Source organism: Azospirillum sp. TSH58, from assembly GCF_003119115.1.
Classification (GTDB): Bacteria; Pseudomonadota; Alphaproteobacteria; order Azospirillales; family Azospirillaceae; genus Azospirillum.
Map to the genome: position 1 here is coordinate 372,246 of NZ_CP022366.1, position 14,540 is coordinate 386,785.

Sequence of the window (14,540 nt, forward strand, 5' to 3'; positions counted from 1 at the left end):
CACAATTTTAATTTTAAGATGATTTGCAAAACATTAGAAAAACTAGAAGTTGATATGACGTTCGCACAAAGGTAGGAGGAAAGTAGAAGAAATTTCTTTCCAACGGGGTATTCGATGTCCGAGCTGACTGGCACTTCGGGAAGCGACACGCTGACGGGCGGTAACGGCGACGACACGCTGGACGGTTACGGCGGCTACGACGTCCTGACCGGCGGTGCGGGCAACGACACCTTCCGCTTCTCCAGCCTGAGCGACATCAGCAGCGACCGGATCACCGATTTCACGCTGGGCGACCGCATCGACCTGTCGGCGTTGAACGTGACCTTCATCGGCGATGGTGCCTTTACCGGGTCCCCGCAGAACAGAGGGCCGGCGCAGGTCCGCACGCGTGCCGACTTCACCGGCCCGGTTCTGGAAATCGACAGCGACGGCGACGGCTTCCCCAATCAGTTCATCTACGTTACCGGCTCCGTCGTCCTTCGTCCGGTCGACGGCGTGCCCGGCGTGCTGGAGGCCACGCCCGGCCAGTCGCTCACCGGCACCGGCGCGGCGGACACGCTGGATGGCGCCGGCGGTCCGGACACCATCAGCGGTGGCGACGGCAACGACCTGCTGCGCGGTTTCGCCGGCAACGACAGCCTGAGCGGCGGCGGCGGCGACGACACGCTGGACGGCGGCACTGGAAACGACACGCTGACGGGCGGCCTGGGAAACGACACCTTCCTGATCTCCAAGCCGGCCACCATGGGCTACAACGAGGTGCGGATCACCGACTTCGCTGCGGGCGACCGCATCGACCTGTCGGCCTGGAACGCCACCTTCATCGGCGAGGCGGCCTTCACCGGGACGAACGCCGCCCATGGCCCGGCTCAGGTGCGCATGCGCACCGACATGGCCAACACCACGCTGGAGATCGACAGCAACGGTGACGGCTGGATCGATCATTCCGTCTACATAACCGGTGCGCCCGGATTGCAGCCGGTGGCCGGCTCGTCCGGCGTGTTCGAACAGGTGCCAAATCTGTCCATCACCGGTACGGAGGCGAGCGAGACGCTGGAGGGCGGTCCCGGGCGCGACACCATAAACGGCGGCGCGGGCAACGACCTGCTGCGTGGCCTGGGCGGCAACGACAGCCTGAGCGGCGGTGACGGCGACGACACGCTGGACGGCAGCGTCGGGTCCGACACGCTGACCGGCGGGGCCGGCAACGACACCTTCCTGCTCTCCACGCCGGGCGTCAATGGCTTTGTCACCATCACCGACTTCAGCTCGGGCGACCGGCTCGACCTGACGGGGCTGGGCGCCACCTTCATCGGCAACACGACCTTCACCGGCAACTTCATCAACAGGGGGCCGGCGCAGATCCGCCTGGAGTCGGACACGACCTTGGCGGTGGACAGCAACGGCGACGGCATCGCCGACCGTCAGATCTTCCTCAACGGCTCTTTCCAAATTCAGGAGGTCGCGGGTTCGCCCGGCGTGTTCGAACGGGTGCCCGACCTGACGCTCACCGGCACGGACGCGGGCGAGACGCTGGAGGGGGGCGGTGGTGGCGATACCATCAATGGTGGGGCCGGCAACGACCTGCTGCGCGGGAATGCCGGCAGCGACCGCCTGGACGGCGGTCTGGGCGACGACACGTTGGACGGCGGCTCCGGCAGCGACACGCTGATCGGCGGGGCCGGCAACGACGTCTTCCTCATCACTCCGGTTCCCGTCGGCGCAAGCTATTCGAACACCCGGATCGCCGATTTCACGCACGACGACCGCATCGATCTGCGGCCCCTGGGCGCCGTCTTCATCGGCACCGGTCCCTTCACCGGAAGCCCCACGAACAAAGGGCCGGCGCAGGTCCGCCTGAACACAACCTTCGGAAACGCTCTGGAGGTGGACAGCAACGGTGACGGCAACGCCGACCGGACCATCAACATCGACGGCTCGCCCCTGCTTCGGGAGGTGGCGTCCACCCCGGGCCTGTTGGAGCGGGTGCCGGACCTGCTCGTCACCGGCACGGACACGAACGACGTGCTGGACGGCGACGGCGGTGCCGACACCATCAACGGCGGGGCCGGCAACGACCGGCTGCGCGGGCTGGGCGGCAACGACGTCCTGAACGGCGGATCGGGCGACGACACGCTGGACGGTGGGAACGGGTCCGACACACTGACCGGCGGCCTGGGCAACGACACCTTCCTCTTCTCCGGGGCGTCCGATTACGGCAACGTCACCATCACCGATTTCTCTGAGGGCGACCGGCTCGACCTGACCGCCCTGGGCGCCACCTTCATCGGCGAAGCCGCCTTCACCGGCACCTACCCGAACAAGGGGCCGGCGCAGATCCGCCTGTACACCGATCCCAGCGGCACCACGCTGCTCATCGACAGCGACGGTGACGGCAACATCAACCGCAGAATTCTGTTGAGCGGCGGACCGGCGTTGCGGGAGGTGGCCAATTCGCCCGGCCTCTTCGAGCAGGTGCCGAGCCGGACGCTCCTCGGCACGGCGGCGGGCGAGACGCTGACCGGCGACGCCGGGCGCGACACCATCGACGGCGGGGCCGGCAACGACCGGCTGCGCGGTCTTGGCGGCAACGACAGCCTGATGGGCGGCGACGGCGACGACACGCTGGAGGGCGGCGCCGGCACCGACACCCTGAAGGGCGGGCTTGGCAACGACACCTTCGTCTTCGCCAGCCTGAACGATGCCAACGGCGACGTCATCGAGGACTTCGCGGTGGGCGACCGGCTCGATCTGACGGCGCTGGGGGCCACCTTCATCGGGGATGCGGCCTTCAGCGGCACCCCGCAGAACAAAGGACCGGCGCAGATCCGCGTCCGCATGTACAGCGCGCAGACGGCGCTGGAGATCGACGAAGACGGCAACGGCTCCGCCGACCGTTACATCTATCTGAACGGCGCCCCTCCCCTCCAGGAGGTGGCCGGCTCGCCCGGCGTGCTCGAGCGGGCGGCGGACCAGACGCTCACCGGAACGGATGCCGGGGAGACGCTGACCGGCGGGGCCGGGCGCGACACCATCAACGGCGGGGCCGGCAACGATCTGCTGCGCGGCTTGTCCGGCAACGACAGTCTGGTGGGCGGTGAGGGCGACGACACGCTGGACGGTGGCGCCGGGGCCGATTTCCTGACCGGCGGCCTGGGCAACGACACCTTCCGTTTCGCCATCACCGACATCGACGGCGACGTCATCACCGACTTCGTTCCCGGCGACCGGTTGGAAATCACCGGATTGAACGCCGTCTTCATCGGCGAATCCGCCTTCACCGGCACCTATGGAAGCAACGGACCGGCGCAGATCCGCCTCCGCTACGAAGGCAGCGCGACGCTTCTGGAGATCGACACCAACGGCGACGGTCAGTCTGATCGTATCCTGTCCTTGTCCGGAGGGCCGGCGTTGCAGCCGGTGGCCGGGTCGCCCGGTGTCTTCGAGCATGTTCCCCAGCAGGTCCTGGAGGGAACGGATCAGAGCGAGACGCTGACCGGCGGCATCGGGCGCGACACCATCAACGGTGGCAACGGCGACGACCTGCTGCTCGGCATGGCCGGCAACGACAGCCTGTCCGGCGGGTTCGGCGACGACACGCTGGACGGCGGGGCCGGCGGAGACAGCCTGACCGGCGGGGACGGCAACGACGTCTTCCGCTTCTCCAGCCTGACCGACGCCGCCGGCGACATCATCACCGACTTCGCGAGCGGTGACCGCATCGACCTGACAGGTCTGGGCGCGACCTTCATCGGCGACGCCGCCTTCACCGGCACCAACGGCAACAAGGGCGCGGCGCAGGTGCGGTTCCGCCAGGACTCAACCGTCACCGTCCTGGAAATCGACAGCGACGGCAACGGGTTCTACGACCGCACCATCACGCTGAACGGCCTGCACGGGTTGCAGGCGGTGGATGGTTCGCCCGGTGTTCTTGAGCGGGCGCCCGACCGTTCCCTGACCGGAACGGCGAACGCCGACACGCTGAGCGGCGGCGCCGGGCGCGACACCATCGCCGGCGGCGCCGGCAACGACCTTCTGCTCGGCATGGCCGGCAACGACGGCCTGTCCGGCGGCGACGGCGACGACACGCTGGACGGCGGTTCCGGAAGCGACACGCTGACCGGCGGGGCGGGCAACGACACCTTCCGCTTCGTGTCGGAGCAGGGGCCCAACAGCTACACCACCTTCAGCTCCGACATCATCACCGACTTCGCGGTGGGTGACCGCATCGACCTGACCGGCCTGAACGCCACCTACCTCGGCACGGGGGCCTTCACCGGAAATGGATCGAACCGGGGGCCGGCCCAGGTGCGCCTGCGCCAGGACAACATGTCCACCACGCTGGAAATCGACTCCAACGGCGATGGCTATGCCGACCGCTACATCAACCTGTCCACCGGGGTGGCCCTGGAGCAGTTGGCGGATTCGCCGAACATCCTGGTGCGCGTGCCCGACCGGACCCTGACCGGCACGGCGGGGGACGATGCGCTGGACGGCGCCGCGGGCCGCGACACGCTGTCCGGCGGCGCCGGAAACGACACGCTGCGCGGTTTCGCCGGCAACGACAGCCTGTCCGGCGGGGCGGGCGACGATCTGCTGGAAGACGGAAACGGTTTTGACACGCTGTCCGGCGGAACGGGCAACGACACCTTCCGCATCGTCAGCATACCGGTTGGAACCGGCGTCGGCACCATGGTGGCCTCCAACACCACCATCACCGACTTCGCCCAGGGCGACCGCATCGACCTGACGGCCCTGAACGCCGTTTTCGTCGGCGAGGACGGTATTCCGGGGAACGGCACCGCGGCGGTCCGCCTGCGCACCGACCTCAACGGCAGCACGGTGCTGGAGATCGACAGCAACGGCGACGGCCTGTCCGACCGCACCGTCACCCTGACCGGCATCCATGCCCTGGAGGCGTTGGCGAGCGCGCCGGGCATCCTCGTGCGGGTGCCTGACCGGACGCTGAGCGGCACGGCGGGCGACGACGAGGTGAACGGCGGGGCCGGGCTCGACACCATCAACGGCGGGGCGGGCAACGACCTGCTGCGCGGCATGGGCGGCGCCGACAGCCTGTCCGGCGGTGACGGCGACGACACGCTGGACGGTGGCACCGGGCGCGACATCCTGACCGGCGGGGCCGGCAACGACGTCTTCCGGTTCGATGGGATCGGCGACGTCGGCAACGACGTCATCACCGACTTCGGTCCGGGTGACCGCATCGATCTGTCCGAGATGGGCGTCCAGTTCATCGGCGACCGGGCCTTCACCGGCAGCTATCCCAACTATGGTCCGGCGCAGGCGCGCTTCCGGGCGGACGTCGGCAGCACGGTGCTGGAGTTCGACAGCAACGGCGATGGCGTGGTCGACCACACGATCACGCTGACCGGCGCCCACGCTCTGGAGGAGCTTGCGAACGAGCCGGGCGTGTTGGTACGCGTCGCCGACCGTTCCCTCGTCGGGACCGAGGGGGCGGACACACTGACCGGCGGGGCGGGCTTCGACAGCCTGTGGGGCGGCGCCGGCAACGACCTCCTGAACGGGCAGGGCAGCGGCGACGTTCTGGACGGCGGGGCCGGCGACGACACGCTGGTCGGCGGTGACGGTGCCGATCTGCTGATCGGCGGCGAGGGCAACGACACCTTCCGCTTCACCGAAGCCAGCCAGCTTGCCGGCGATCGCATCGCGGACTTCGCCACCGGAGACCGCATCGACCTGTCCGCCCTGAACGTCACCTACATCGGCGAACAGCCCTTCACCGGCAACTTCCAGCAGAAGGGAGCGCCGCAGGTTCGCCTGACCATGTCGGGCGACGACACGCAGCTCGACTTCGACCTGACCGGTGACGGTGTCACGGACGGCCGGATCACCCTGTCGGGCGCGCACGCCCTGATCGTCGATCCGGGCACGCCGGGCGTGCTGATCCGGGCGCCGGAGACGGTCCGGACCGGGACCGGCGGCAACGACACGCTGGAAGGCGGTGCGGGCAGCGACACGCTGTCCGGCGGGGCCGGCGACGACACGCTGTCCGGTCTGGGCGGCGCCGACAGCCTGGACGGCGGAACCGGAAACGACCTGCTTCTCGGCGGGGCCGGCGCGGACCTGCTGCGCGGCGGTGCGGGCGACGACACGCTGGACGGAGGGGCCGGTTCCGACCAGCTCTTTGGCGGCGAGGGCAACGACACCTTCCGCTTCACCAGCGCCAGCGACATTCTGGGCGATCGCATCGCCGATTTCGCGGATGGCGACCGCATCGATCTGTCGGCGCTGAATCCGGTTTACATCGGCTCGGCGGATTTCACCCTCTATCCGAACGGCGGCGGTCCGGTCCAGGTGCGTTCGGTCATTTCCGGCGGCGTGACCCGAATCGAGGTGTCCAGCAGTGGCTTCGGTTGGCTCAACACCTTCTTCACGATCGCCGGCGAGCATGATCTCAAGGTCGATCCGCAGGCGCCGGGCGTGCTTGTCCGTATCCCGACCCAGGCGGTGACCGGCACCGACGGCGACGACAGCCTGACGGGCGGTCCCAGCCGCGACACGCTGTCGGGTGGTGCTGGCAACGACACGTTGGCGGGCCTGGGCAGCAACGACCTGCTCCAGGGCGGCGCCGGCGACGACGCGCTGATCGGCGGCGACGGGGCGGACACGCTGGAAGGCGGCACGGGCGACGACGTGCTGACCGGAGGCGATGGGGCCGACATACTGGAAGGCGGCACCGGCAACGACCGCTTCGTCTTCGGCTCGGCATCGGAGATGAATTACGACCGCATCCTCGATTTCGGCCCCGGCGACCGCCTCGACCTGTCGGCGCTGAACGCGCATTTCCTCGGCGAGGGTGCGTTCACCGGCAGCGTGTCCAATCCGGGCCGCGCCGAACTGCGCGTCTACTACAGCGCGGACACCACGACCGTCGTTCTCGACTCCAACGGTGACGGCGTGGCCGATGTCGGCATGTGGCTCAACGGCGTGGTGCCTCTGGTCGAGATGGCGGGGGCGCCGGGCGTCCTCATCACCGAATACGGCAAGTCCCTGACCGGCACGCCCGGCAACGACAGCCTGACCGGTGCCTCCGGTCCGGACACGCTGAGCGGCGATGACGGCAACGACACGCTGAGCGGCGATTACGGCAACGACCTGATCATCGGCGGGGCCGGCAACGACACGCTGATCGGCGGCGACGGCATCGACACGCTGGAGGGCGGCGACGGCAACGACACGCTGAACGGTGGCCCGGGCGGCGACCTGATGACCGGTGGGGCCGGGCGGGACAGCTTCCGCTTCAACCGGGCCGGCCACATCGACGGCGACCGCATCACCGATTTCGGTCCCAACGACCGCATCGATCTGCGCGACGTGAACGTCACCTTCATCGGGACCGCCGCCTTCACCGGCAGCGTCGCGCAGCCCGGCCCGGCCCAGGTCAACGCCGTCATCGTCGGCAGCGGCCCGCTGGCCGAGACCCGGCTCGTCTTCGACATGAACGGCGACGGCATCGGCGAGCGGATGATCATCCTGTCCGGCACGCACACGCTGATTGCGACGCCCAATGACCCAGCCATCCTGGTCCGCGTGGACGACCTCGTGCTCACCGGGACGGACGCGGGCGAGACGCTGGAGGGCGGCGCCGGGCGCGACAGCCTGTCCGGCGGGGGCGGCAACGACAGCCTGACCGGCGGTGTCGGCAACGACACGCTGTCCGGCGGCGACGGGGACGACACGCTGGTCGGCGGCGCAGGCACCGATCGTCTGACAGGCGGTGCCGGCAACGACACCTTCGTCTTCACCGCGGACGACATCGCGGGCGACCGCATCACCGATTTCGCGGACGGCGACCGCATTGACCTGTCGGCGCTGGGCGCCGCCTTCATCGGCACGTCCGTCTTCAGCGGCACGGGGAGCGCGGAGATCCGCGTCTCCGCGGTGGGCGAGCCTGGCTTCCGCAACACGCTGCTCGACATCGATCTGAACGGCGACGGCGTGACCGACCGCAGCATCGAGATCACCGGGGAGCACGTTCTCCAAGTCGATCCGCAGGCGCCGGGCATTCTCGTCCGCGCCGCCAACCAGCGTCTCGAAGGGACGGACGCCGCCGACACGCTGACCGGCGGGGCCGGCGACGACACGCTGACCGGCGGGGCTGGAAGCGACAGCCTGACCGGCGGGGCGGGCCGCGACCGGCTCGACGGCGGCGATGGCGACGACACGCTGCTGGGCGGCGACGGGGCCGACACGCTGACCGGCGGTGCCGGCAACGATGTCTTCCGCGTGCTGACCGTGGGCGACGCCGCGGGTGACCGCATCACCGACTTCGCGGACGGCGACCGCCTCGACCTGTCGGCGCTCAACGCCACCTTCATCGGCGGTGGCGCCTTCACCGGCTCGTCCGTGAATCTCGGCCCGGCCCAGATCCGCTTCGCGGTGACCGGCGCGGAGGGCCAGCAGCGCACCCGCGTGGAGATCGATGGCAACGGCGACGGCATCGCGGACTCCGTGATCGAGCTGGCCGGCGCCCATGCCCTGCGGGAGGACGGGACGGGCATCCTGGTCCGTGTCTCCAACAGGACCTTGACGGGCACGGCCGCTGCCGAGACGCTGACCGGTGGCGACGGCGCCGACAGCCTGTCCGGCCTGGGCGGTGACGACCGGCTGGAGGGGCTTGGCGGCGACGACCGGCTGGACGGCGGCGACGGCAACGACACACTGGATGGTGGCGAGGGCAGCGACACGTTGACCGGGGGTGCCGGCAGCGACAGTCTGACCGGCGGTGTCGGCAGCGACACGTTGGCCGGCGGCGAGGGCGACGACACGCTGGTTGGGTCGGAGGGCCGTGACGAGCTGACGGGCGGTGCCGGCAACGACACCTTCGTCTTCGCCCGCGCCACCGACATCGACGGCGACCTGATCACCGACTTCGCCACCGGCGACCGCATCGACATTTCCGGCCTGTCGGCCAGCTTCCTCGGCACCACGCCGCTCTCCCAGCGCTTCGGCACCGGCGTGGCGGTGAACTACGTCAACTCGGGCACGGGCGCCTTCGCGACCACCGATCTCCAGTTCGACATCAACGGCGACGGGGTGGCGGACCGCGTCATCCATCTGGCCGGCACTCACGCGCTGGCCGTCGATCCGTCCAACAGCGGCGTCCTGGTCCGCGTGACCGCCATCGCCGCCACCGGCGGCGACGGCGCGGACACGCTGGCCGGCGGGGCGGCGTCCGACACGCTGACCGGCGGGGCCGGCGATGATCGTCTCGACGGCCTCGGCGGCGCCGACTTCCTCTATGGCGGTGCCGGCGACGACACGTTGGCCGGCGGTGCCGGCGAGGACGTGCTGAACGGCGGCGAGGGCAACGACACCTTCCGCTACGCCAGCGTGGCGGAGGCGAACGGCGATCGCATCACCGACTTCGCCGCGGGTGACCGCATCGACCTGTCCGGTATCCCCTTCACCTTTGTCGGCAGCGGTCCCTTCACCGGCACCGTGGCCCAGCCGGGCGGCGCCCAGGTCGGCTTCCGCTTCGTCACTTCCGGCGGCGCCACCACCCAACTGCTGTTCGACACGAACGGCGACGGCGTCGTGGACGCCACCCTGACGCTGGCCGGTTTCCACGAACTGCAGGAGGCCGAGGGCAGCGCCGGCGTTCTGGTGCGGGCCACCGGCCTCGACCTGACCGGCACCGCCGATGCCGACACGCTGATCGGCGGCGACACGCCGGACCGGCTGATGGGCCAGGCCGGCGACGACCGGCTGTCCGGCAACGGCGGCAACGACAGCCTGTCCGGCGGCCAGGGCAACGACAGCCTGAGCGGCGGCGACGGGGCAGACCTGCTGTCCGGCGACGCCGGCGACGACACGCTGAACGGCGGGGCCGGCGACGACACGCTGAACGGCGGTGACGGCAACGACCTGTTCCAGGCCAGCAGTGGCACCGACGACATCAACGGCGGCGCCGGCCTCGACGCGGTGGTCTTCACCGACGCGAAGGCGAACTACGACATCGTCAACAACGGCGGGACGATCACCGTCACCCACGCCCGCGGCACCAAGGCGGACGGCGTCGCCCGCATCACCGCGGTGGAGGAACTGCGCTTCACCGACCAGACGGTCGATCTGACGCCGGCCACTGCCATCGGGGCGCGGCTGCTCAGCGGCCTGGGCGGCACCGCTGGCTTCGGCGAGAACGAACTGGACCGCAGCAACGACGGGTCGAGCGCCTTCATCGACATCCGGTCGGTCTTCGCCGACGGCATCAACGTCTTCGGCAAGGTCTACACCGGCTTCTACATCAACACGAACGGCAGCATCTCCTTCGACGCGCCGCTGCCCGCCGGCCTGACGGCCGAAGCGCTGTCGGCGACGGCCCCGGCGATGATCGCGCCCTTCCTGTCCGACGTGGACACGCGGGGCGGCACCGGGGCGGCGACTCCGGGCGGCACCTCGCAGGGCACCAACCGCGTCTATTACGATCTCGACCCGGTCACCGGGACCATCGTCATCACCTGGGACGACGTGGCGGCCAATGGCGGCACGGATGGCGCGCGCAACGCCTTCCAGCTCGTCCTGACCAACGCCGCCGGCGCCACCGGGCGCAAGGCCGGGGACTTCGACGCGGAGTTCCGCTACGAGTCTGTCAACTGGGCGCAGACCGGCGGGAACACGGTTGCGCGGGCCGGCTACACGGCCGGAAACGGCGATGCGTCCGGCCTGTTCATCCTGCCGCAGTCGGGCAGCGAGGCGGGGATGCTCGCCCTCGACACCACGGCGGGCAACACGGGCGTGAACGGCCTGTGGCGCTTCGAAATGACCGGCGGCGCGGCGACCAACGCCCTGCCGGCGGTCGTCGCCATCGAGCCGGGCCAGCTGTCGAAGGCGGAGGGCAACAGCGGCACCACCCGCTTCACCTTCACGGTCACCCGCTCCGGCGACACGACCAGCGCGGTGTCGGTCGGCTACACGGTGGCCGGCACGGGCAGCAACCCGGTCGGCGCCGGCGATCTGGCGGGCGGCTTCCTGCCCTATGACGGCACGGTCACCTTCGCGGCGGGCGAGACCAGCAAGACCATCTCGGTGGACGTGCTGGGCGACGCCGTGGCGGAGGCGAACGAGACCTTCGCGGTGACGCTGGCCAATCCGGCGGACGGCTCCAACATCAAGCTGGGCAACCGTCAGGCGACCGGCACCGTCCTCAACGACGACAACCAAGCGCCGCCGCTGCCGCCGGGCTTCCGTCCGGGCGCCAACTGGGGCGACCCGCATCTGGTGACCTTCGACGGCTTCTACTACAGTTTCCAGGCGGTCGGCGAGTTCACCTACGTCAACGCCAAGTCGGGCGACGAGCGGATCGTGCAGCTGCGCACCGCGGCGCTGGGCGACGCGGTGTCGATCAACACGGCGGTGGCGACGAAGATCGGTTCGGTCCGGGTGTCCATCAACGCCAAGGACGCCGCCCACCCGCTGCGCATCGACGGGGTGGCGACCGACATCTCCGATGCCACCGGATCGATGGCCGTGGGCGACGGGCACATCTTCCGCTCCGGCAACGTCTACACCATCGTCTACTCGAACCAGGAGCAGCTCATCGTCACGGTCGAGGCCGACCGCGTCGATCTTCAGCTCTACCTGTCGCCGAGCCGTGCGGCGGGGTCGATCGAGGGCCTGATGGGCAACCTCGACGGAGACGCCTCCAACGATCTGGCGCTGGCCGACGGCACGGTGCTGTCGCAGCCCATCGACTATGCGGTGCTGTACGGCAGCTACGCCGACGGCTGGCGGGTCACGCAGCAGACCTCGCTGTTCGACTACGGCCAGGGCGAGACGACGGCGACCTACACCGACCGCAGCTTCCCGCGGCAGGTGCTGTCGGTGGACACCCTGCCCGAGGCGCTGCGCCAGCGGGCGGAGGCTCTGCTGGACGCCGCCGGCATCACCGATCCGGCGCTGCGGCAGGCGGCCCTGCTCGACGTGGCGCTGACCGGTGACGCCAGCTTCCTGAAGGGAGCAACGCAGACCAACGCTCCGACGCAGCAGTCCAACACGTCGAACGCCCCGGCTGCCGCTCCGGTCATCACCATCGCGGCCCGCACCGCCACGGTGACGGAGCGCAACAGCGGCAGCACGAACGTCGTCTTCGACGTCTACCGGACGGGCGACTCCAGCGCCGATCTGGTGCTTGACTTCGCCGTGACGGGCTTCGGCACCTGGGCGGCGGATGCCGCGGACTTCGGCGGGCAGCTCCCCGGCGGGACGGTGACCCTGGCCGCCGGCCAGACTTCCGCGACGATCACCGTCGCGGTGGCCGGCGACGCGGTGGCGGAGGCCGACGAGGCCTTCGCCGTCACTCTGTCGCAACAGGCCGGAGCCGCCACCCAGGCGGTGATCGCGGCACCGCGGGCGACCGTGACGATCGAGAACGACGACGGCGCGCTCACTCCCCGCCTGGACATCGCGGCGGCCACGGCCATCGTGCAGGAAGGGGCGAACGCCAAGGCGACCTTCACCATCACCCGCAGCGACAACGCGCTTGACCCGGTCAGCGTCACCTACACGGTGGCGGGCAGCGGGCCGAACGCGGCGTCCGCGGCGGATTTCGCGGGCAGTGCTTTCCCGACCGGAGTCATTAGCCTGGCGGCGGGTGAAACGACGAAGACGGTGGAAATCGCCATCGCGACGGACGCGCTGAACGAGGCGGACGAGACCTTCACGGTCACGCTGTCCAACCCGTCCGGCGCCACCCTCGGCACCGCGGTGGCGACGGGCGTCATCAAGAACACGGCACCGCCGCCGTCCGATCCTCCGTCGCTGTCCATCGCGGCGGAGAACGGCAGCGCCTTGGAAGGCAACGACGGCACGACGGCGCTGACCTTCCTGGTCACCCGCACGGGCGACACCAGCGGGGGCACCACCGTGTCCTACGCGGTGGCGGGCAGCGGCGCCTCCTCGGCCAACGCGGCGGACTTCGCCGGGAACACCCTGCCGCAGGGCACGGTCACCTTCGCGGCGGGCGAGCAAACGGCCCGCATCACCGTCAACGTCCAGGGCGACCGGACCGTGGAGTCCGACGAGACCTTCACGGTCACCCTGTCGAACGCCAGCGGCGGCACGATCCAGACGGCCACGGCGACCGGCACCATCCGCAACGATGACGTGGCGACCGGCGGCGGCAACACGGGTGGTGCTTCCAAGCCCGTGGGCGACGAGACGGTGAGCGGCGTCGTGGTCCAGACCCGGACGGGGAGCGCCCCGACTGGCGTCGCTGTTACCTTCGTCGAGACCGGCCTCGCCCAGGCGGTGCCGGAGGGCAACCGGGACGGGGTGACCGTCGCGCTGATGCAGGACTCGGGCAACGCCCCGCTCCTTCAGGCCAACGTGGCGGCGGGCGGGCGCCTCACCGCCTATGGCCCTCAGTCCACGGTGGAGAGCGGCCAGATGGCCGGCGTCTTCGCCGGCATGCTCGCCGCCCTGCTGCCGGACAGCCGGACCACGGCGATCCGGAACGAGGTGGCGACCTTCGCCGCCTCGGTCACCGGTTCGATGACGCTGCGCACGCTGACCCCGACGGGTCCGGGGCCAATCACCATCACCGGCACCGCCACCGCCGGGGCGCCGCGCGAAGCGCTCATCATCAACATGGGCGGCAATCCCGGCGGTTCGGTCGTCCTCAACCAGGTGGACTTCGCGGTGCTGGTCGGCCAGGGCACCTTCACCGGCGGGGAGGGCAACAGCCTGACCATCGGTGACGACAGCGCCCAGGTGATCAACCTCGGTCCGGGCGACGACACCACCCGTGGCGGCGGCGGCAACGACGTGGTGGTCAGCACCACCGGGCGCGACCTGCTGGCCGGCGACGCGGGCAACGACACCCTCCACGGCGGCGACGATGACGACACGCTGCTGGGCGGCGACGACGACGACGTGGTCGGCGGCGGCAACGGCAACGACCTGCTCAGCGGCGACGCCGGCAACGACTGGCTGATGGGCGAGGACGGCAACGACACCGCCATCGGCGGCGACGGCAACGACGTTCTGTTCGGCATGAACGGCAACGACCTGCTGACCGGCGACGCTGGCAACGACACCCTTGTGGGTGGGGACGGCAAAGACTCCATCCTCGGCGGTGCGGGCAACGACCTCATCGGCGGCGGTGCGGGCGACGACCTGATCGACGGCGGCGACGGCAACGATGCCCTGGTCGGCGAGGACGGCAACGACACGCTGTTCGGCGGTGCCGGCGACGATGTGCTGTGGGGCTTCGGTGGTGACGACTGGCTGATCGGCGGTGCGGGGAAGGACATCTTCGCCTTCACGCTCGGCGGCGGGAACGATTACGTGTTCGAGTTCAACCCGGACGAGGACATCCTCGGCTTCGCGATCGCCGGCATCAGCATCGCGGACATCAAGGCGAGCGCCCAGACCGTCGGCAAGAACACCGTCTTCACCCTGTCCGACAAGAGCACCATCACCGTGGTCGGCCTGACCGGCGTCAACGACTCCTGGTTCTCGTAAAACGGCCGCGGGCCGGCGGGGGAACAGCCTTTCCCCCA

General features: G+C 70.0%; 1 protein-coding gene. It reads left to right on the plus strand.

Features of this window, described 5'->3' with window-relative positions:
- The first annotated feature begins 114 nt into the window (after positions 1-114).
- A complete protein-coding gene (locus TSH58p_RS34165) occupies positions 115-14,502 on the plus strand; it encodes a Calx-beta domain-containing protein (RefSeq protein ID WP_109070346.1) in 14,388 nt (4,795 codons plus the stop codon).
- Positions 14,503-14,540 lie beyond the last annotated feature (38 nt).